We start from the raw sequence: 21,566 nt of genomic DNA, 5'->3' as shown, positions 1-21,566 counted from the left end.
GATCAGAGCACCTCGAACAATCCGGCCGCGCCCATGCCGCCGCCGACACACATCGTCACCACCACGTATTTCTCGCCGCGACGCTTACCTTCAAGCAAGGCATGGCCAACGCATCGAGCGCCAGTCATCCCGAAGGGATGGCCGATCGAAATCGATCCACCATTCACATTCAGCCTTTCATCGGGAATGCCCAGCCTGTCGCGGCAGTAAATCACCTGCACAGCGAACGCCTCGTTCAATTCCCACAAGCCAATATCCTCGATCCCGAGATCGAACCGATCGAGCAGCTTTGGAATCGCAAACACGGGTCCGATGCCCATTTCGTCCGGCTTCGTACCGGCAACTGCCATGCCGACATAACGCCCAAGCGGTGCCAGTCCCCGGCTCTCGGCCAATTTGGCTTCCATCAGAACACATGCCGATGAGCCGTCAGCAAGCTGGCTGGCATTGCCTGCGGTGATCGAACAGCCCTCTCCCATGACGGGATCGAGCTTGGCCAGGCCTTCCAGTGTGGTGCCCGGACGATTGCACTCGTCGCTTGAAATTGTCACTTCCCGCTTTGAAACTTCACGGGTTTCCTTGTCCACGACATCCATGATCGTGCTGATTTCGATGATCTCGTCATCGAATTTGCCAGCCTCCTGCGCTGCAGCCGTTCGCTGCTGAGACTGGAGCGAATACTCGTCCTGCGCTTCGCGGCTGATGCCGTAGCGCTTGCCTACGACTTCTGCCGTCCCGATCATGGGCATGAAGATGTCCGGATGCATTTTCAGCAGTTCTTCATCGCGCTGAGGCTTGGCCGAGCTTGATCGAATTGCGCTGATGGATTCAACGCCGCCGGCAACGCAAATGTCCATCCTGTCCACCACGATCTGTTTCGCAGCAGTCGCAATTGCCATGAGGCCGGAGGAACACTGGCGATCCATGGTCATACCGGCAATCTCGACCGGAAGCCCCGCTCGCAACGCAATCTGACGCCCGACATTGAAGCTCTGTTGCCCAGACTGGCTTGCAGCGCCCATCACCAGATCATCGACTTCGCCAGCTTCCACGCCGCTTCGCTCGACAGCGGCTTCGACTGACCATGCCCCAAGCTGAACGGAATGCGTGGCGTTAAATGCGCCTCGCATGGATTTCGCCAGCGGCGTCCGGGCGGTAGACACAATTACTGCATCGCGCATTTTGGACCGATCCCCTTCCCATACTTTGTAGTTGATTCTTCTGCAGGCGATTATGCAGAACATCGACAGCAATACAAGCAGGAAGAAATTTGATTCGAAACTGAGGTATGCGGTTTTACAAGTATGAAAATGTGAGTATCAGCATTTTTCAGAATAGATGGTATGGTCCGAAAGCGGCCATAGGCGGGAGAGATCATGTTCGAGGTAAGTGATCCGTTTGACTTGGGTTTCGATCGTGGCCGGCTGGCACGAATCGATGATTTTCTAGACAAGCACTATGTCGCGACCGGGCGGCTCAAGAATGCGCAGCTATTGGTCTCGCGTAACGGGCAACCGGTGCATTATGCGCATTTCGGAAAGCTTCGCGACGATGGAACCGACATGCGCGAAGATGCCCTGTTTCGCATCGCGAGCATGACAAAGCCGATCACTTCGATTGCCTTCATGCAACTCGTCGAGCAATGCGAAATTGCCGTTGACGACCCGGTAATGCGCGTGTTTCCCGAGTTCGCCGATCTCGGCGTCTATAATGGCGGTGGTGGGTCCCTTCCCTTTGGCCCTGCCAAGCATTGCAAGCCGATGCGGTTCGTCGATCTGCTGAGCCACACGTCCGGGCTGACCTATGGCTTCCAGAACCGCAGCAGCATCGATGCGGCCTATCGCAAGGCGAAACTCGACCTCGCGCGTGGTCAGATTACGTCGGACGACTATGTCCGGACGATAGCCTCCATTCCGCTCGAATTCGAACCAGGATCGCAATGGAACTATTCGGTTGCGACCGACGTTCTCGGCATCGCCGTAGAACGCCTCACCGGCAAAATGCTGGGAGAATATTTCGAGGAGAACATCTTCGCACCGCTTGGCATGACCGACACCGGTTTCGATGTGTCGGCGGACCGGGCCGATCGGCTGGCTGACGCATATGGCTACCGGCCAGGGAAGGAGCCGCGCCTGATCGACAGGGCAACCGAGAGCGATTTTCTGGGCAAGGCCGCGTTCCATTCTGGCGGAGGCGGGCTCGTCAGCTCGATTGCAGACTACAATCGGTTCTGCACCATGCTGCTAAACAAGGGTGAGCTGGACGGCAGCAGGATCGTCGCGCCCAAGACGTTGGACCTGATGACGTCGAACCATTTGCCGGGCGGCGCCGATCTCACGGAGATGAGCCAGAGCCTGTTTAGCGAGGCAAACAATGCCGGCACCGGCTTTGGGCTTGGCTTTGCAATGGTGATCGATCCTGCCAAGACCCTGATGCCCGCCAGCCTGGGCGAATTCTATTGGGGCGGCGCCTATTCAACCGCCTTTTTCGTGGATCCGGTAGAGCGCATTACAATGGTCTTCATGACGCAATTGTACCCATCCTCCACCTATCCAATCCGCCGCCAACTCAAGACGCTGATCTACTCGGCGCTCACTCAAAGCAACGCATAAAGGAGAGCCTGAATGTCATCCCCCATTTCGACCGAAATCCAGGGCAATGTTCTGGTCATCACATCGGACAATCCACCGGTCAACGCGCTGGGTCAGGCTGTGCGGCAGGGACTCAAGGAAGGGATCGAACTTGCAGCGCAAGAAAGCGGCATCGAAGCCGTCGTGATCAAGTGCGATGGCCGAACATTCTTTGCGGGAGCCGACATCACCGAGTTTGGCAAAACCCCTCAAGGTCCCAGCCTTCCGGAAGTTTGCGACGCGATCGAAGCGAGCGACAAGCCGGTTGTCGCCGCAATTCATGGCACTGCCCTGGGCGGCGGGTGCGAAGTCGCCCTTGCCTGCCATTACCGAATTGCCGTTCCCAGTGCCAAGCTGGGCCTTCCGGAAGTCAAGCTCGGGCTTATTCCCGGGGCCGCAGGCACACAGCGCCTGCCGCGCCTGATCGGCGCGGAAGCAGCGCTACCCATGGTTGCGATCGGTAATCCAGTGCCTGCCGCAAAGGCGCTCAAGATCGGCCTGGTCGATCAGCTTGCGGATGAAGGCCGTCTGGCTGGGGACGCGATCGCCTTCGCCAGATCGAAGATCGGGCAATCCATCCCGCGCACAAGTGAAGGGACTGCGAACCAGGATGGGGTGAAAAATCCCGACATTTTTGACGAGTTTCGCGCCAAGAATGGCCGCAAGATGCGCGGTTTCGATGCGCCAAACGCTGCCATCGAAGCAGTCAAGGCAGCCGGCGAGCTTTCATATGCGGATGGGACTGCGAAAGAACGCGAACTCTTCATGAAGCTGATGAGCGGCAACCAGTCCAGGGCCATGCGGCACTATTTCTTCGCCGAACGGGCTGCGAACAAGATCGATGGCGTTTCCGCCGATACATCCCTGATCCCGATCAACAAGGTGGGGATCATCGGTGCCGGCACTATGGGCGGCGGAATTGCCATGAACTTCCTGTCGGCCGGCATTCCGGTGACAATACTCGAGATGCAGCAGGAGGCACTCGACCGGGGGACCGGCGTCATGCGCAAGAACTATGAGAACACTGCAAAGCGCGGGCGCATGACAATGGAACAGGTTGACGGTGCCATGGCCCTGCTCAGCCCGACACTCGACTACGGCGATCTGGCAGACTGCGATCTCGTCATCGAAGCCGTCTATGAGAGCATGGATGTAAAGAAGGAAGTCTTCGCCAAGCTCGATGAGACAGTGAAGGACGGGGCAATCCTTGCTTCCAACACGAGCTATCTCAACATTGACGAGATCGCTTCCGCCACCAAACGGCCCGGCTATGTGCTGGGCTTGCATTTCTTTTCACCGGCGAACGTCATGAAATTGCTTGAGGTGGTTCGCGGCAAGGAAACGCGTGACGACGTGCTGGCTACTTCAATGAAATTGTCCAAGAAGATCGGAAAGGTCGCCGTGGTTTCCGGCGTTTGCCCGGGATTTATCGGCAACCGCATGCTTTCGAAGCGGCAGGAACAGGCCAACAAGCTCATAATGGAAGGCGCGAACTACTGGGATGTCGATGACGTCCTGCTCGAGTTCGGTTTTCCCATGGGCCCGTTCCAGATGGGCGATCTGGCAGGAATAGACATCGGCTGGCATCGCGATCCCACAAAAGTGACTACAGTAAGGGAAGCGCTGTGTGCTGCGGGTCGTTTCGGACAGAAGGCCGGCAAGGGCTTCTATGACTATGATGAAGCGCGCAACCGCACTCCGTCGGACGAAGTGAAGCAGATTATTGCCGATTTCGCGTCCAAGGCAGGCAATGAACAGCGCGATATCTCCAAGGACGAGATCCGCGAAAGGTTGCTCTACCCGATGGTCAACGAAGGTGCGAAGATCCTTGAAGAGGGAATGTCCCAGCGTGCCAGCGACATCGATGTCGTCTGGATCAATGGCTATGGTTGGCCGCTGTACACGGGCGGACCGATGTTCTGGGCTGATACGATCGGACTGGACGCTGTGGTCGCCGGACTTGACAGCCACGGCCTCGAAGTGAGTGCCTCGCTGCGCAGCAAGGCCGAGGCTGGAGAGCGCTTCAACTGACGTTTCAGGCAGTAGTGCTGGCGCTGACCGGGCTCCAGTCGGCGCAACGTCTGACCGCGTAATTCTCCAATTTGATTTGCAGCTGGTGCCAATGGATTGCGGCACCGGCTGCGAACCCTCATCAGACGCTGCAAATTGCCCGATGGCTAACGTCCGATTGTCCTGATCGTTCTTTCCGGATCGTCGGCAATGCGCGGCGTCGGAGCCAGTTCCATCACCATTCGGCCTTCAGGAGTATATGGCTCCCATTGGGGCAAGAGCTTGCTCGATGGCCTTCCGGACTTGGCAAACGCAATCCAGGCGTCGCTCATCATCTCCGCCATGACCGCCGCATCTTCCCCGCTACCGACGAGCGCCGCGCTTTCCTTCGCATTGTCGAACATCAATGGAATATCGAGAGTGTGGGGAGTGCGGAGGATTCCATCTCCCACCGGCGTTTCCCAGGTCAAACGGTAAACAAAGACAGGTGCGTTCGCCGATCGCGATTGCTGATCAGCGAGCAAATATGTCCCGCGAACAAAGCGTGCGCCCATCGCAATCGCCGCCAGATGCGAAGGGGAATAGTCCGGATACATTTCGCGGTATGCAGCAACGACAGCGCTCGCCTCATCGCCCATCATTGCGGTCATGGCGTCAAGCTGCGCTTCGTCAATTACGCCAAACCAGGGTTGCGATGCGACGAAGATCGTCATTTCGTCCTTGTTGTAGCCAATCAACAAGGGAACCTCGCGCGACTGTTCGGGCGCCGTGGGCAAGAAGGGATCCCGGGGCACGATATTCCCGTCTGCGATCGGGCCGAACGTTGGGCCCTGGCCAAATCCTGGGGATGCCGGAGTAGCCTTGCGAACCGCAGTAATCAGCGCCTCAGCACCAAGGTTGCGCAAATCGTCCTGCGTCGCGACGCCTGCTGCTTCCAGAATTTTCCTGGCGTAGTCGGTGGCTTTCGCAGGATCGCCGCTTTTGACGCCGGGGCCAGATTGCACAACCGCCTTGTGAAACAATCCCTTGGCAGCTGGCATCGCCATCAGATGGCTAACCTTCGATCCGCCGCCAGATTCTCCCATGATGGTAACATTGTCGGGATCGCCACCGAACGCCGCGATATTGTCGCGCACCCACTCAAGCGATCGCACCAGATCGAGATTCCCGACATTACCTGATGCCGCAAAATCCTCTCCAAATATCTCAGCCAGATTGAGATAGCCGAACGCATTAAGACGGTGATTTACCGTCACCACGACGACATCACCCTTTTCAGCCAGATTGCGACCGTCATAGGCGGGCCAATTGCCTGACCCATAGACGTAGCCTCCACCATGGAACCACACCATGACCGGGCGCTTCCCGGCGGATGCATCTGGCGTCCAGACGTTCAGGAACAGGCAGTCCTCATTGTCGATCTTGGCTTCAGTTCCAGTCGGGAAGATAGCCTGGATCTGCCTCGTCAGATCAGTCGTCCTTGTTCCACTTGGAGTGTAGAGCTGCATGCAAGGCGCACCGCGTCCCGTGGCGTCAGCAATTCCACGCCAGGCGTCAGCCGGTTGCGGAGGCTGGAACCGCAACTCCCCGAGCGGGGGCGCCGCATAGCGAATGCCGAGGAAGGCATCGACACCGTCCTGTTCCAATCCTTGCACCTGGCCCCTGTCGGTCTCAACCACCGGAGTCGTAGATTGGGCGCCTGCCTGACCATGCGCCACCAGTGCCATGATCCCCAGAGCTTGCGCCACCGCAATGATGATCTTCTTCATCGTTTCGTTCCCCAGTCCTTCATCTGTCGCTGATCGAAAAAAGACGGGGCGGTTCTGAAAAGTACCGCCCCGCCTGGAAAGCAATTACAAAGCCGTGATTGCTCCCTTGAAAGGTCAGAAACGAGCCTTTGCGCCCAGCCTGAAGGTCCGTCCCAATGCGCTGCCGATGAAAGGATCGTAGCTGTATTCAAGACGTGCAGCAGGAGGATCCTTGTCGAATATGTTCTCGACGCCGCCGGTGAAGGTCACTTCCAATCCGCCCATGTCGAGATCGACTTTCGCGATCAGATCGTGCTGCGTGTAATTGCCGACCTTCCGACCGAAATCGGTGTCGCCGAACTCCGGTGTCGATGCACAGGCAATATTGGGCTCGCACCGGTTATCCGTAACGCCGCCGATATAGGTGAAGTTGTAAGTGACGTTGACCTTGCCAAAACCAAGCGTCGCATAGGCATTGCCTCTCCAATCGGAAACCGTGCCAGGAGCGCGGTTGTAGTTGGAGAAACCAGCCGCATCATAGCCCTCGCTGAACGTCAGACCCTGATAGACAAAGTCGGAAAACCTGTACTTCAGGATGTGCGTCGCACTTGCCCCGGCGTTGAGGCTAACCGAACCGAAATCATTGCCATAGTTGAGCGCGAAATCGAGACCGCGCAATGTCATATCCGGCCCGTTGACGGTTTGCGTGCGGATCCGCGAAATATCCAGACCAATGGTATCCGGCCCGCAGACGCCGCCTTGCAAGACGATGAACTGGAGGAATGGGCTCGCACAATCTACCGGTTGCTGGCCATCGGTCCCTCCAGGTGCAACCTGAGCCGCGATGGCCTGAATCGGCAGATCGGTGAACCGGCCTTCGAATTCATAAGTCCAGAAGTCGGCGCTAAATGTGAAGCCGCCGCCTTCCAGAATCGCACCGATATTGTAGGTCAGCGCCGTTTCCGGTTTGAGGTCCGGATTGCCGCCGGAATCGGTCGCCTTGTAATTGTTGCCAAGTACGTCAATGCCCGCGACGGCGCTTGCACCCCCTGGTGTCAAATCACCCGGAAGCGGCCCGCGGAAAGTCTCGCCGATCGAACCGCGCAAGGCCAGCCAGTCGGCGACCTGCCAACGTGCGGAAACCTTTGGATCGATCGTTGATCCAACTCTCCCGCCGTAATCCTCATAGCGTACGGCCACATTGAGCTCGAAGCCATCGAATGGCTCGATTTTCGCTTCAGCAAACAGGGCGTGGACGTCCTGCGTCAGATTGGCCGCGGGATATTGCCCGAGGAAAATGAAGGCGCCGACCGGAAAGTTGAGATCGTTCGGATCATCGAGACAGCTGAAATCGCCCTCGATCGCACAAGGAAACGCGTTGGGATCGCTGAACCGGTTGATTGGCCGCGTCACAAAGTGACTCGAACGATACTGGCCGCCGAACGCGTAAGAAATCGGGAGCCCCAGCTCCAACTCGCCGCTGAAAACCAGATCGGCTACAAACAGCTCCTCGTAGGCTCGCGTACCGTTCTTGGCCCGAAGCCATTCGACAAGTGTCGGACTGTTCTCAAGTCCCTGCACGTAAGCCGGATTGGACAAACCCAGGGCCGGATTGCCGGGGCGACCATTGATGAAGGGGTTGAAGTACTCGCAGCCGGCACCTCCGGGTGTCGTTCCTGCGCAGCCCTCGCCGCCCAGCCCGTTCAAGGCCCGCTGCAAGCGGTCGCCAATAATGTCGTAGCTGAATGCCGTTCGATGATTGCGAAGATAGGTACCGTAGAACTCACCACGGAAATTGTCGCTGAACTCATTCTCGAGCCCGGCCGTTATTCTCCAGCCATTATTGAATGCGCCACCCTGACCGGCGCCGCGCTTGTCGAGAGGGTTGCCTCCAAGCGCAAACGGCCGCGAGAAGAGGATACTCGAATATTGCGAGAAAGACGCATAGGGGAAAGCGCCGCCGGGCGCAGTCGGATCAAAGGTTTGCGCCAGGAAGGTTGCATATCCCGGGTTGGAGCGGGGCACGAAGAACGCTTGCGAAGTTCCCGGCCCACGTGGGCCCTGCGTCGGAGGATAGCTTGGCGAATAGCCGAGCTGCGGAACGTCAGTGTGTGAATAGAGCACGTCTGCGACGAAGCGAGCACTATCGCCCAGGTCGACGTCGAGCTTGGCATAGGCCTGGTATCGGTTCTCCTCTTCGATGAGGTTCACAAACGGAATGTAGGAATAGCGACAGACCGGAAAGACGGCTGCTCCAGCCGGGAAGATTCCGTCAAGTCCCCCCATTGATTCGCAGGCATTGACCAGCCGTCCATCGACCGCCAGCCCAAGAGCGGTGCCCGATGTTCCGCTCGCCACTGTGCCAACGCGCGGAATATAGGTGCCCGCGTCGCTCAGGAACGACCAACCCGATGGATTCTCCGAGTAGGGCACCTGTGTGAAAGCGCGCTCAACAGTCGGCAATTCGGACCGATGCTGGTAGCCGAAACCGACGAGAATATTCGCACTGCCGAAGTTGTGACCCGCCAGGATGCTCGCCTGGTAATTATCATTCGAGCCATCGACGAATTGCCAATTACCCGAGACCTCAACACCCTCGAAATTCCGGCGCGTAACGAAGTTTGCCACACCGGCAATGGCATCAGAGCCATAGGTTGTCGAAGCGCCATCCTTAAGAACTTCAACCCGTTCAAGCGCGAACATCGGGATAAGGTTTGTATCCGATGCACCGTCCCCCGGTTCTGGAAAGAAGCGACGTCCATTCATCAGCACAAGCGTGCGCTCACGGCCGAGCCCGCGCAGGTTGAGTGACCCCACACCCTGGCTACCGCCTGCCGCATACTGGTTGGATTCACCGAGAGTGATGCCGACGGATGGCAGAGATCTTACGAACTCAAGCGGGCTATCGATGCCACGAGACGCCAATTCCTCCGTGTCAAATACGTCAACTGGCAGCGGGCCATCTTCCGTCTGACCGCGGATATAGGTGCCGGTCACAATAATCGTGTCCGTTTCCATGACCGCATCGTCGGAGGGGTCCGATCCGTCTTGTGCAAAGACGGGAGTAGCCATGGCGATCGTAGCTGTTGCGCCCAAACATGTGTTGAGCAAGAATTTTGACCTCTGCCTCAAGTTTCCTCTCCCTCGATTATCAGCTTGTTTCCTATTATTGTCCCGGGCCGTCAGGCAGACCATCCGCCGGTGCCATGTGTGGCCCGGTTCCGTCGAACAAGGCAGCGTCACCACCGACCCGGTACGGTTTCCACTCAAAGCCATCGCCGCATTTCAAAACCTGCGATCCAGGGGCCATCTTCAAGAACGCTACCCAACAGCCATTCATCGTTCTTGCGAGATTTCTGTCGACCTGGTCGGCCTTTTCCCCACCCCAACTCGATCGGTCGATCGAATCGAATGCAAACATCAGTTCCGCCGAATGAATCGGCCCAGAGGTCCATTCCGATTTGCGAAAGGCCGGAACGTGGTCGAAACGGTAAAGAAACGCGGGCGCGCCTTCATCCCCGGCCAGCTGGGCAAACTTGCGGGCGGCCCGAAATCCTCTTTCCCCCTTGTTCGCACCGACAAGTAGTGGAACGTCGAATTCATTCCCGGCGATCAAGGCCGCTATCGTGGATGAGGGCTTGAACTCAGGATCGCTCGTGAAGAAGAATCCTCGCCGCAGCTCGTTCGACGCAGCGAATGTCTGCGCCGAAATGCCTCGCAATTCATCCGCACTCGCGTTTCTGTCGACACCGATTGCTTCCAGCGCATCCTGTGCTTCCGACTGCGCTTTCGCGGGAGCCTTGTCCGGAAGCAGAAGGCTTCCCGATTCAACGATCGCCTTGTCGAACAGCCCCTTGGCAGCAGGCAGGCTGAGCAGATTGGTGACGATCCCTCCGCCTGCGGATTGACCAGCGACGGTTACGTTTCCGGGATCACCACCAAATGCCGAAATGTTGGCCTGCACCCACTTCAGCGCTGCAATGCTATCCTGGAGCGCATAGTTGCCGTGGGGTTCGTCTGGATGCTCCGCCGCCAACGACGGATGCAGGAAGTTCGCCAGGGACCCGAGGCGATAATTCACCCCGATCGTGATAACACCCTGGCGAGCATTCGCGCTCCCGTCATAAGAACCGAGATGCCCGGCCCCCAGGAAGAACGCGCCCCCGTGGAACCAGACTAGAACCGGGGCATTCTGCACCTTCTCTGGCGCAAAAACTGTCAGGTAGAGGCAATCTTCAGATTGCGCCCCGACAACCCCGCCGGGATTGGCAATCCTGGTATCGAGATCGACCGGCTGCACACATGGCGGCTCATGCGCGGTCGCGGCCCGGACACCTGGCCAGGACTCCACAGGTTGGGGCGCACGCCAGCGCAAACTTCCGACTGGTGGTGCGGCATACGGTACTCCTCGAAATATGAGTACGCCCGAATTCCGTTCCCCAGAGAGCGTTCCGGTCTGAGTTTCGACCTGCACCGACTCAATCTCGGCAGGCATTTGCGCTTGAGCGCTTACGCCCAAAACTAGCGCAGTTGCCAGTATGATGGCGGTGCACTTTTGGCCACGCATACCATCCCCTCCTTGATTCCCGATTGAATGGATAACGTGAAATTGACAATCTAACAAGGAAGTTTTTTGAAATTGCGGTATGACACGTCTTGCCGTGGAGAATGATCGTGAATCTGCGAGAATCTTCGAGTGGACAGCCTTGGAGCGCAAACGCTATGCTTCCGGTATGGAATTATCCCGGAAGCAGCTTTTTGACCAAATCTGGGCTGAACCCATTGGCAAGGTGGCGGACCGCTACGGCCTCACAGGCAATGGCCTTGCCAAGATTTGCGACCGGCTCAACATACCCAGGCCGCCGCGCTCTCACTGGACCCGAAACCCGGATACGCGAGCAACACAACCGCCCCTGCCAGCACCTCCCCTGGGTTTGAGCGAGGGTGTAGCGATTGGAAAGCGGGGAACTCGCCTCCCTCCCGGTCAACGCACGCGAATGGGGCCCGTTCAACGCCGCGAACAATTGATGAAGCTGGCAGAGCGGATAGTATTATCCGAAGGCCTGAAGGCATTGACCTTGCGACGCCTTGCGAAAGAGATCGGCATCAGCGAGACTCAGGTCAACAACAGCATGGGCAGCCGCACGGACCTGCTTTGCTCGATGGCCAGGCGTGAGATCGCGGCGATCGAGACGCGCAGGCAAAAACGCGTATCTCGCAGTAGCGATCACCGCTTGCGGGTCGCACTTTCCACCATCGGCTATTTGCACGAAGCGGCCGCGCGCGGCCCGCTCCTGAAGATTCTTCTGCGTGTGCCCGAGGTCAAGTCGGCCCTGCGGGAAGAGCGGATCGAAGCCGCCACTTCGGCTCGCGCACCCATTTTGCGCAAACTGACCAGCGGCGGTGGAATGGATTGGCAAACCGCCAAGGCCTCAACCGCGGCCCTCACCGCCGTTTCGCTCAAGGCCGGGGGAATCGTGGCGGCCCGGCGAGCGCCCTTTCCGATGGTCGAACAGATTTGCCTCACTATCATCATGGCCGGCGTTGCCAGCGATGACGAGCTTGCTTCCCGAAACCAATCCTAATCCTGACGGACGCGCATCTCGTCAATTGCCGCGAGGACAAGCCGATCGCAGGTCTCTTCCGCAATCGCAACGGGCAGGCCCTCAGCGCGCTGCAATCGCGCCAAGCCTTCGGGTATCGAAGATAGCAGCTCCAACAAAACGAAGGCTTCCCGGGCAGTGACTTCAAGCGATTGAGACACATCTTGCGAGAGCATTCTCAGGACGCTCCTGAATGCTGCCCGGCTTTCTTCGCCCAGGGGGCTATCCATATTGCGTTCGCGCAGCATGATATTGATCAGCGGACCATGTTCGATGATGTGCGCCAAATACGCTCGAAAGAGGAACCGCAAACGCTCGCCGAAATCGCCTTCGGACCGGGCGCTTTGTTCGACCAGGCCGGAAATTTCAACGGCATATCTTTGGAACAGGCAGTCCGCCATTTGCGGTACGCCTTCAAAGTAGAAATACAGGAGCGAGCGGCTCACTCCCATTTTCTCCGCAACGTCGTTCATGGATACTGGCAATGTACCCGTTTCGAGAATGCACTGCCTCGCCGCATCGAGCACCTGCTCGCGCCGGTCAATATCATCTCGAAGTCGCTCCATTGAACTCCGTATCGCTTGGGAAGCGCAGCTTGGCAACTATGCCGTGCGGGGGCGGTGTCTACATATCCGCAGCAAGGTCTTGGCAAGTGAAATTGGTGCACCAAGAACTCTGACCAATGATGGCCCGGACAGGCCGGAACCATCATTGGCAAGATTTTCCTGGCTACTCGGCCGCTTCCGCCACCGCCTCGTCTTCGCGGTACATCATGTGGTCGTAGTTCGAGCGATAGAACATGTCCTTCACCGCTTCATCGAACCCATCGAGCGAAGCTTCGAATTTGCCGAACGGATCCTTGGTCCCTTCTGGGTGAGGATAATCGCTCGAAAAGAGATAGAGTTCTGGCGCGCTGTCCCGGATCATGCGGCCGACATCTTCATTTGGGAACGGCGTGAAGCGAACCGCGCGCCGGATGTATTCGGACGGCTTCAGATCCATGGATTGGAGATAGGGATCTGTCCTCTGGAACGAGAACCAGCCATGGTCCAGCATCCGCAAAAATTCAGGCACCCATCCCGCGCCGCTTTCGATCACGCCACCGCGCAGATCTGGGAACCGCTGGAACACACCATCATAGATCATTGCTGTGAGAAATTCCTGCGGCGCGTACCAAAGGCAGAGGAAATCGGCAAAGCGCAGATTCTCGCCTCCGCCATGAAGGTCGGGAGCGCGCTCGCGGCCATTGTTCATGAACTTTGACGGCTGGCGTTTCGTGCCCGGACCGATGTGGAGCATGAACGGTATCCGATTGTCCTGCAAATACTGCCAGAACGGATCGAAGGCCGGATGCCCCGGACTCTTGTCGCCGGCCGGACCTGCAGAGAACATGACCGCTCCTGCGCCATTCCCAATTGCGAACCTTGCTTCCTCCAGCGCCCGTTCGGGATCGTCCAGCGGAGTGAAAGCGACGCAAAGCATTCGAGGATCCGCATCGCAGAAGTCCTGCTGCGCCTGATTCAGCGCGCGCGCGGCGGCATAACGTTGATCGTCGGATTTGGCCTTGGTGATTGCGCCGAGACCAAATGTCGGGAAGACGAGTTGGCTTTCGAAACCGAGCCAGTCGAGCGCTTCGACACGCTCTTCCTTGTCGAACCCGCCATAGCCGAGCCAACCCTTGGCGCCTTCGATCGGATTGGCAGCCGCTTTTGCGCGTGCTTCGGGGTCGTCTTTGCGTGCCTTGGCGGCATCGATCATCTTGGTGATCCGCTCACCACCTTCACGCTTGGAATATACTTCCGAATACATCTCTTTGTACTCGCCTTCCAGATAGGGCGCGAGCCAGTTCTGCGTTTCCATTGTGTGCGAATCTGCGTCGTTCACGATGCGGCCTTTGACATAGGTCACAATTTTTCTCCTCCATGTTCTGCTTCCCCATATTTCTCTTATTGGTTATCTTGTCAATCGATTCGAACATTAAGTTCGGTAGCGGTGGGACGCGCTCGATCTCGGAATACCGTCGTTTCCGCTGCTTCTGTCACATATTCAGACTCTGAATGTTGCGTGATGGGATTTTTTTGAATACTCGGTATGGCGAGTTTAGGGGGTGGGAATGGAAATCGATCTGGGCGAGATCTTGACGCCTACATGCGAGTCCGAGGGGAGGTGGAATGGCCGCCCGGGGCCCGCGATGGGGCCTCGCCTGTTCGGCGGTCAGGCGGTGGCACAGGCATTGCTGTCGGCTGCGGGAGAAGAATGCGGGGACCGCCTCCCTCACTCACTGCACGCACATTTCCTCAAGGCCGGATCGGCTGCAGAGCCAGTGAACTATCAGGTCACGACCTTGGCGGAAGGTCGCAGCTTCGCAACGCGCCGGATTGATGCAAGGCAGGGCGAACTGCTCATATTCACGGCTACCGTATCGTTTCATATCAACGAGCCTGGATATTCCCACCAGCAAGACTCGCCCTACCCGCTCGATATAGCTGCTTCACTGGCTGCGCTCCAAAGCTGGAAAACGCATAACAAGGATGCCGGTAAATCGCCGATCGTCGAAAGGCTGCAAGGTCGGCCGATCGAGATTGTGCCCCTCGATCCCGGCTCTATCTTCGGTACAAGGTCCCGGGAACCTCGCACGGGGTGCTGGATGCGGATGCGTTCGGAGACTGCTTCGGGTCCCCTGATGCATCGGGCCCTGCTGGCATATGCCTCGGACATGATGTTCTTGCGAAACGCCTTGCTTCCGCACAGCATAAGGCCAGGCAGCAACCAGCTTCAGGCTGCGTCGCTCGATCACGCGATCTGGTTTCATGAAACTCCCGACTTCAATCGATGGCATCTGTTTGCCACCGATAGCCCCTGGGCGGGTTCTGCACGGGGCCTCAATCGCGGTCACTTCTTTGCCGAAGACGGAAGGCTGGTCGCAACCGTTGCCCAGGAAAATCTGATGCGTCCCCTAGCGCCACGAACTGACGAGGGAAAACTGGCGGATGCAGCTCGATGAATGGAGATCGCTTCGCGGATCTGGATCACCGCAGCCTTCAGTCGTGGCTTTCTCGCGAGCTCAACGAACCTGCAATCCTGCGCTCCATCACAAAGTTTCCAGGCGGCCAATCCAACCCGACCTATCTGCTGGAGACCGATAGCAGGAAGCTTGTCTTGCGCAGAAAGCCATTCGGCAAACTCCTCCCATCGGCCCACGCGGTGGAAAGAGAGTATCGCCTCATGGCAGCGCTTCGTTCCACACCGGTACCAGTCCCAGAAGCAATTGCGTTGTGCGAGGATCGAGAGATCATCGGCGCACCCTTCTTCATCATGCAGATGGTTGAAGGGCGGATTTTTTGGAAGGGCGACTTGCCCGAATGCACAACCGATCAAGGGCGTGAAACATACAGAGAGTTGATCGGTGTTCTGGCGCGCCTGCACGCCATAGTGCCTGACAAAGTCGGCCTTGGCGATTTCGGGGCGCCCGGCAACTATTTTGAACGTCAGGTCGGCCGTTGGACGAAGCAGTATCGCGCGTCGCAGACCGACGACATCGCAGAAATCGAACGATTGATCGAATGGCTACCCTCTACGCTTCCCAGGCAAGAGCGGGTGTCGATAATCCATGGCGATTACCGTTTGGACAACATGATTTTCGCGCCGGATCGTGCAAGAATTCTCGCCATCATCGATTGGGAACTCTCCACACTTGGCGACCCCTTGGCCGATTTCGCCTATTTTGCCATGAACTGGGCCATGCCGCACGGAGTGCGCGGCGCGCAGCTCGGCGGGCTCGACCTAAAGGAACTTGGCATTCCTACGCTGGACGAAGCGACGGAACAGTACTGCGAACTAACCGGACGAGATTCCGTGCCGGACCTCAACTGGTATTTCGCCTACAACCTGTTCAGGTTGGTTGGAATCATCCAGGGCATCAAGAAGCGCGCGATCGAGGGTAATGCTTCAAGCGCAAATGCCGAAGCGGCCGTCTCTCGCATTCTTCCGCTTGCGAAGCAGGCCTGCGCATTTGCGGACCAAGCAAAGTTGTAGCGGCTAGGGAGTAAAGCAGAATGGAATTGTTCGACCTGACGGGAAAGACCGCGATCATAACAGGATCAAGCCGGGGAATTGGTAGAGCTATCGCGGAAGAACTCGCTGCACACGGCGCGCGAGTGGTCATATCCAGCCGCAAGCAGGAAGCTTGCGACGAAACCGCCTCTGCAATCAATGCGAAGTATGATGACGAGCGAGCCATCGCGATCGCTGCCAGCATCTCCGACAAGGCGCAGCTCAAGGATCTCTTCGAACGGACCGAGGCACGGCTTGGGGCAGTCGATATCCTCGTCTGCAATGCGGCAAGCAATCCGCACTACGGATCGTTGGATACGATCGAAGATGAACAGTTCCGCAAGGTATTGGATAACAACATCCTGTCGAACCATTGGCTGATGCAACTCGCCCTCCCCAGGATGCGGGAGAAGAAGGACGGAGCGATCATCGTAATCAGCTCCATAGGAGGGTTGCGCGGAACCTCCATGATCGGCGCCTACAACATCTCCAAGGCTGCGGATTTCCAGCTTGTGCGAAACTACGCGGTCGAGAACGGGAAATATGGTGTGCGGGTCAATGCGATCGCACCGGGCCTGGTGAAGACCGATTTTGCACGCGCACTCTGGGAAAACCCAAAGGCGCGTGAAAACGTGGAAGCCCAGCTACCCATGCGCCGGATCGGTGAACCGCGCGATATTGCCGGTGCAGCGGTCTACCTTGCTTCGCCTGCAGCAAGATGGACGACAGGCCAGATGGTAGTGGTCGACGGGGGAGCGACAATCTGACGACTGGCGAATGACGGGGGCAAAGGGACAGAGTGATGGCTGAAATCGCTATTGAAGCCGATTTTCTCAAAGCAATGCGGCGTTTCGCGTCGACAGTGACGATCCTGACTGCATTCGACAAAGGACAGCCGCTGGGAATCGTCGCCACTGCCGTATGTTCGCTATCCCTCGAACCGCCGAGTGTTCTTGCCTGCATCAACCGATCGGCCTTCATGCACCCGGTCTTTGCGCGCGCTCCGGTTTTTGGTGTCAATATCCTTGCAGTGGAGCAGGAGGGAGTCGTTCAACGGTTTCTCGATCCGAGCCTGAGGGAAATGCGCTTTGACGGATTTGACTGGCACCTTCACGAGGAAGACGTCCCCGTCATCGATGGGTCGCAGGCATCGCTGGTATGCAAGATTGGCGACCGTATCGAACATTCCAGTCACACGATCGTCATCGGCGAAGTGATCGACGTCCTTGTGCGCAACGAAGTCAGCCCGCTGCTCTATGTCGATGGTGCGCTGGTCCAGCATAACGATCGACACGCCAGCCAAATCTGAACTGAAAGCATAGCGGCGAGGTCCCGAGGCCTCGCCTGCAGAAGGAATTTCCACTCATTTGACATTTGTCAAATGGCTCTCTGCATTTTGTGCTTAGAAATACCTCCATGCACAACATCTAGTGGCTAATGCCTCCAGGCATACCAGGCCACTCTTTGGGTAAGGAGGGATCATGACGACAGAACTGCAACGCAAGACACTGGCCGATTGCACGGGTACCGACGAGTACCTAACCGACGCCACAACGCTCTGGAATGGTCGCAATATCGATTGTTCGGAGACTGTAGGCGAATACATTACTGGGGCCGACTGGCGGATCAAGGCCAATGCCAATGTGGGATATTCGCATGCCGGCCTGGTCAGCAATGTTGCAGGAAAGGTCATCGCCAATTTCTGGCTCGACGAAATCTATTCTCCCGCCGAAGGGCTCGCTCATCGCCAGGCCGACATCCATATTCACGACCTCGATTGCCTGACCGGCTATTGCGCCGGCTGGTCGCTGCGTGCGCTGCTCAATGACGGTTTCAACGGAGTGCCCGGCCGCGTTTCGTCCCGCCCGCCGCGCCACTTCCGCGAAGCGCTCGGCCAGATGAGCAATTTCCTGGGAATCCTCCAGTCGGAGTGGGCAGGCGCCCAGGCGTTTTCCAGCTTCGACACCTATCTCGCGCCCTATGTCTTCTATGACGATCTAAGCTTTGCCGAGGTCAAGAAGGCGATCCGGCAGTTCGTCTATAATCTCAACGTCCCGGCACGCTGGGGCCAGTCGCCCTTCACCAATATCACGCTCGACATCGTCGTGCCGGAGGACTTGCAGGATCTCTATCCGACCTATCGCGACCGGCACCTGTTCCACGCGATCGACGACGACGCCCTGCTCGCCCGTGCCCAGGCGCGCGACATGGGGATTCGTAGTCTGGAGGACCTGACCTTCAGCCATTTCGCGCCGGAAATGGAGATGATCAACATCGCCTATTACGAGGTGATGACCGAGGGCGACGCGACCGGCCAGCCCTTCACCTTCCCGATCCCAACCGTGAACATCACCGAGGATTTCGATTGGGACAGCAAGGTGGCAACCGCGATTTTCGAGAACGCCGCCAAGGTCGGCTCTTCCTATTTCCAGAACTTCATTGGCAGCCAGTTCATCCGCGATCCTGAAACGGGGGAGAAGCGGCGCAATCCAGAGGCCTATGCGCCCGGCGCGGTGCGTTCGATGTGCTGCCGCCTGCAGCTGGACCTTCGCGAGCTGCTCAAACGCGGCAACGGGCTGTTCGGATCGGCCGAAATGACCGGATCGCTGGGCGTGGTGACCATCAACATGGCCGCGCTGGGGTATCGTTTCAAAGGTGATCTCGAAGGGATGATGCGCGAGATCGACCGGCTGATGGACCTTGCCAGCTCGACGCTCGAGAAGAAGCGCGCCTTCATCCAGCAGATGTATGACCGCGGCCTCTATCCCTACACCGCGCGCTACCTGCCGTTCCTGCGCAATCACTTCTCGACAATCGGCGTCAACGGAATGAACGAAATGGTCCGCAATTTCACCGGCGACGAAGCCGATCTCGCGGATCAGGAGGGCATCGCCATGGCGCTGACCGTTCTCGATCACATGCGCGAGCGGCTGCTTGGATATCAGGAGCGGACCGGCAATCTTTACAATCTTGAGGCAACGCCCGCGGAAGGGACAACCTATCGTTTCGCCAAGGAAGATCTGAAGCGCTTCCCCGATATCATCCAGGCGGGCAGCGGCGAGAACATCTATTACACCAACTCCTCGCAGATCCCGGTCGGCCTCACCGACGATCCGTTCGAAGCGCTGGAACTGCAGAACGATTTGCAGTGCAAATATACCGGCGGAACCGTGTTGCATCTCTATATGAGCGAGAAGCTGTCGAGCGCGAATGCGGCCCGCTCCTTCCTCAAGAAGGTGCTGACCAATTATCGCCTGCCATATGTCACGCTAACCCCGGTGTTCTCGGTCTGTGACACGCATGGCTATCTCGACGGCGAGCAACCCGAATGCCCCGAATGCGGCAGCCGCACCAAGGTATGGACGCGGGTGATGGGTTACTTCCGCCCGGTCGACAGCTTCAATCGCGGCAAACAGGGCGAACACCGCGAAAGGCGGCACTTTACTGAAGACGCTGCGATGGTCGGCGATCTGTTCTCTGGAAGGGGCTGACTGGCCGTGACGGCATATGAGCAACCGCATGGGGGGCATGGTGTCCCCCATCGGAAGTCAGCTCCCTTTCACGCCATCACGCCCTTCACCATGCTCGATTTTCCCGAGCATATCGCCTGCATATTGTGGATCGCCGGTTGCAACATGCGCTGCGGTTACTGCCACAATCCGCAAATCGTGCTGGGCAAAGGGACCATCGGGACGGAGCAGGCGTTCGATTTCCTCAGGTCACGCAAAGGCTTGCTCGAAGGGGTCGTTTTCTCAGGCGGAGAGGCAACGACCTGGAGTGGCCTTGCGGGCTTCATTCGGCAGGTCCGGGCGATGGGTTTCGCGATCAAGCTCGATACGAATGGCTTGCGGCCCGATGTGGTCGAAAGCCTGCTTTGCGAAGGTCTGCTCGACCGCGTGGCGCTCGACTACAAGGCGCCTCGTTCAAAATTTCAGAAGGTCACAGCTACAAGCGCTTTTTCCCGTTTCGAACGCACGCTCGACCTGCTCTGCAAGCAGGAACGGGTGCCTTTCGAAGTGCGCACAACGGTACACGCCGATCTCCTCGAAGAAGACGACTTGCTGGCGATGGCCAGCGACCTTTCGCGTCGCGGCTATCGCGGCCAATACGCACTCCAGCAGGCGATCTCCGGCCCCGACCGGCCCACACTGGGCGATCTCCAAGCCAACCCGAAATCGATCAACGTTGCACGACTAACCGCGCAAAGCCCGCTGGAATTGCAGTTCCGGTAATCTCAACTACTCAACAAGGATCTATCAAGATGACCAAGCCAGTCATTATCGCGGGTGCAGGCCCGGCCGGCCTCGCTCTGGCAATCGGCCTTGCACAAACCGGCCTGCGGATTTTACTGGTCGAACGACAGGAGGAAGACATGCTCTCCGATCCTGCCTTTGACGGACGTGAAATCGCGCTGACGCACAGTTCGATTGCTGCGCTCAAACGGCTTGGCGCGTGGGAGAAGATCGCACCGGGCAATATCCACCCGCTGGCCGAAGCAAGGGTTCTCAACGGCAAGTCACCGCTCGCACTCTCTTTCGATGCGGGGCGGCGCAGCACCGCACAGCTTGGCTCGCTGGTGTCCAATTGCGACATTCGCCGCGCGCTGTTCGCAAGCGCGATCGAGCATTCGGGCATCGAACTGATCGCCGGGGTCAGCGTCGAGGAAGTTTCGACCAGCGACCATGCGGCACAGGTGAGCCTGAGCAACGGCGCGGAACATGTCGGGAGTCTTCTGGTCGCCGCGGACTCTCGCTTCTCCACCATTCGCGGGAAGCTGGGCATTTCCGCGCGGATGAACCGGCTCGGCAAATCGATGCTGGTGGGGCGGGTCGAACTGGAGCGCCACCATGACAATGCCGCAACCGAGTGGTTCGACAATGGGCAGACGCTGGCCCTGCTGCCGCTGGGCGAACGCCAGGCATCCGCAGTGGTGACGCTGCCCGATGGGGATGCGGAGCGGCTCGCGGCAATGGATCCCGGGGCCTTGGGCGACGAATTGACGCGGCGTTTCGCCCGCAAGTTCGGGCAAATGCGCATGCTCACGCCGATGCACAACTATCCGCTCACTACCAGCTATTCGCATCGTTTCATTACCAAGCGGGCCGCGCTTGCAGGCGATGCTGCGGTCGGCATGCACCCCGTCACAGCGCATGGTTTCAATCTCGGCATAGCCGGGACGGAACGCCTTGCGCGTCTGGTTGCGGCTGGGTGCCGTCTTCACGGGGATCCTGGTCATCCCGTTACCTTGCGTCGCTACGAAGCGGGTCACCGTGCAGCGACCTGGCCGCTCTATGCAGCCACCAACGCCATCGTCGGCCTCTATACCGATGATCGCGCACCGGGTCGCCTGGCTCGAGGACTGGGCTTGCGCGCCGCGCGCCTGGCGCCTGCACGCAAGGCGGTATCGAAACTGCTCATGCAGGGAGCCTAGGCGAGACACGCCAAACCGGACGGCTCGCACGCGAAAGCCAGAGGGCCACATTGGACCCTCTGGCTTCCGGCAACCCCGTCGATGGCAAGTT

At 58.2% G+C, this 21,566-nt stretch carries 16 protein-coding genes; 10 read left to right on the top strand and 6 right to left on the bottom strand.

The window, feature by feature from the left end; translation table 11 throughout:
* Positions 1 to 2: 2 nt before the first annotated feature.
* Positions 3 to 1,181, bottom strand: a complete 1,179-nt coding sequence (locus ACQY6C_RS04725; RefSeq protein WP_427965452.1) for an acetyl-CoA C-acyltransferase — start codon at positions 1,179 to 1,181, stop codon at positions 3 to 5.
* A 195-nt stretch (positions 1,182 to 1,376) separates the two neighbouring features.
* On the opposite strand from ACQY6C_RS04725, the gene ACQY6C_RS04720 reads away from it, so the two are divergent.
* Together ACQY6C_RS04720 and ACQY6C_RS04715 are read left to right on the top strand one after the other, a co-directional pair.
* Complete coding sequence (locus ACQY6C_RS04720) at positions 1,377 to 2,612, top strand: serine hydrolase domain-containing protein (protein WP_427965449.1); 1,236 nt, start codon at positions 1,377 to 1,379, stop codon at positions 2,610 to 2,612.
* A gap of 12 nt (positions 2,613 to 2,624) precedes the next feature.
* Positions 2,625 to 4,661 (top strand): 3-hydroxyacyl-CoA dehydrogenase NAD-binding domain-containing protein, encoded by a 2,037-nt coding sequence (locus tag ACQY6C_RS04715; RefSeq protein ID WP_427965446.1) that lies wholly within the window; start codon positions 2,625 to 2,627, stop codon positions 4,659 to 4,661.
* 146 nt (positions 4,662 to 4,807) lie between these two features.
* Here ACQY6C_RS04715 and ACQY6C_RS04710 read toward each other — a convergent pair whose 3' ends face one another.
* The 3 genes from ACQY6C_RS04710 to ACQY6C_RS04700 form a co-directional block, all read right to left on the bottom strand.
* Positions 4,808 to 6,409, bottom strand: a complete 1,602-nt coding sequence (locus ACQY6C_RS04710; RefSeq protein ID WP_427965443.1) for a carboxylesterase/lipase family protein — start codon at positions 6,407 to 6,409, stop codon at positions 4,808 to 4,810.
* 114 nt (positions 6,410 to 6,523) lie between these two features.
* Positions 6,524 to 9,460 (bottom strand): TonB-dependent receptor domain-containing protein, encoded by a 2,937-nt coding sequence (locus tag ACQY6C_RS04705; protein WP_427965440.1) that lies wholly within the window; start codon positions 9,458 to 9,460, stop codon positions 6,524 to 6,526.
* Between the two features lie 94 nt (positions 9,461 to 9,554).
* Positions 9,555 to 11,105 (bottom strand): carboxylesterase/lipase family protein, encoded by a 1,551-nt coding sequence (locus ACQY6C_RS04700; RefSeq protein ID WP_427965437.1) that lies wholly within the window; start codon positions 11,103 to 11,105, stop codon positions 9,555 to 9,557.
* A gap of 310 nt (positions 11,106 to 11,415) precedes the next feature.
* Between ACQY6C_RS04700 and ACQY6C_RS04695 the strand changes: the two genes are divergently transcribed.
* Positions 11,416 to 11,973 carry a TetR/AcrR family transcriptional regulator gene (locus tag ACQY6C_RS04695; protein ID WP_427965435.1) on the top strand — a complete coding sequence of 186 codons (558 nt, stop codon included), beginning with the start codon at positions 11,416 to 11,418 and terminating at the stop codon, positions 11,971 to 11,973.
* Here ACQY6C_RS04695 and ACQY6C_RS04690 read toward each other — a convergent pair.
* Both ACQY6C_RS04690 and ACQY6C_RS04685 read right to left on the bottom strand, forming a co-directional pair.
* Positions 11,970 to 12,518 (bottom strand): TetR/AcrR family transcriptional regulator, encoded by a 549-nt coding sequence (locus ACQY6C_RS04690; protein ID WP_427965432.1) that lies wholly within the window; start codon positions 12,516 to 12,518, stop codon positions 11,970 to 11,972. The genes ACQY6C_RS04695 and ACQY6C_RS04690 overlap by 4 nt on opposite strands.
* 202 nt (positions 12,519 to 12,720) lie before the next feature.
* Positions 12,721 to 13,899 carry an amidohydrolase family protein gene (locus ACQY6C_RS04685; protein WP_427965429.1) on the bottom strand — a complete coding sequence of 393 codons (1,179 nt, stop codon included), beginning with the start codon at positions 13,897 to 13,899 and terminating at the stop codon, positions 12,721 to 12,723.
* 205 nt (positions 13,900 to 14,104) lie between these two features.
* Between ACQY6C_RS04685 and ACQY6C_RS04680 the strand changes: the two genes are divergently transcribed.
* From ACQY6C_RS04680 to ubiM, 7 genes are all read left to right on the top strand, one after another.
* Positions 14,105 to 14,995 carry an acyl-CoA thioesterase gene (locus tag ACQY6C_RS04680; protein ID WP_427965426.1) on the top strand — a complete coding sequence of 297 codons (891 nt, stop codon included), beginning with the start codon at positions 14,105 to 14,107 and terminating at the stop codon, positions 14,993 to 14,995.
* Positions 14,992 to 16,026: a phosphotransferase family protein gene (locus ACQY6C_RS04675; RefSeq protein ID WP_427965423.1), complete on the top strand. Its 1,035-nt coding sequence runs from the start codon at positions 14,992 to 14,994 to the stop codon at positions 16,024 to 16,026. The genes ACQY6C_RS04680 and ACQY6C_RS04675 overlap by 4 nt, the downstream gene beginning before the upstream one ends.
* A 20-nt stretch (positions 16,027 to 16,046) precedes the next feature.
* Positions 16,047 to 16,811: an SDR family NAD(P)-dependent oxidoreductase gene (locus ACQY6C_RS04670; protein WP_427965420.1), complete on the top strand. Its 765-nt coding sequence runs from the start codon at positions 16,047 to 16,049 to the stop codon at positions 16,809 to 16,811.
* 35 nt (positions 16,812 to 16,846) lie between these two features.
* On the top strand, positions 16,847 to 17,353 hold the full coding sequence (locus ACQY6C_RS04665; protein ID WP_427965417.1) for a flavin reductase family protein: 507 nt from the start codon (positions 16,847 to 16,849) through the stop codon (positions 17,351 to 17,353).
* A 172-nt stretch (positions 17,354 to 17,525) separates the two neighbouring features.
* Positions 17,526 to 19,535 carry a ribonucleoside triphosphate reductase gene (locus tag ACQY6C_RS04660; RefSeq protein WP_427965414.1) on the top strand — a complete coding sequence of 670 codons (2,010 nt, stop codon included), beginning with the start codon at positions 17,526 to 17,528 and terminating at the stop codon, positions 19,533 to 19,535.
* Between the two features lie 6 nt (positions 19,536 to 19,541).
* Positions 19,542 to 20,276 carry an anaerobic ribonucleoside-triphosphate reductase activating protein gene (locus tag ACQY6C_RS04655; protein ID WP_427965411.1) on the top strand — a complete coding sequence of 245 codons (735 nt, stop codon included), beginning with the start codon at positions 19,542 to 19,544 and terminating at the stop codon, positions 20,274 to 20,276.
* Positions 20,277 to 20,305: 29 nt separating this feature from the next.
* Entirely contained in the window at positions 20,306 to 21,475 is a 1,170-nt protein-coding gene (gene ubiM, locus ACQY6C_RS04650; protein ID WP_427965408.1) for a 5-demethoxyubiquinol-8 5-hydroxylase UbiM, read from the top strand.
* The last annotated feature ends 91 nt before the right edge of the window (positions 21,476 to 21,566 follow it).

Origin of the sequence: Altererythrobacter sp., from assembly GCF_050299635.1 — a bacterium.
In the GTDB taxonomy this organism is placed as follows: domain Bacteria; phylum Pseudomonadota; class Alphaproteobacteria; order Sphingomonadales; family Sphingomonadaceae; genus Erythrobacter.
Note: the sequence above shows the minus strand (reverse complement) of the source record. Positions and strands in the feature narration are given on the sequence as shown.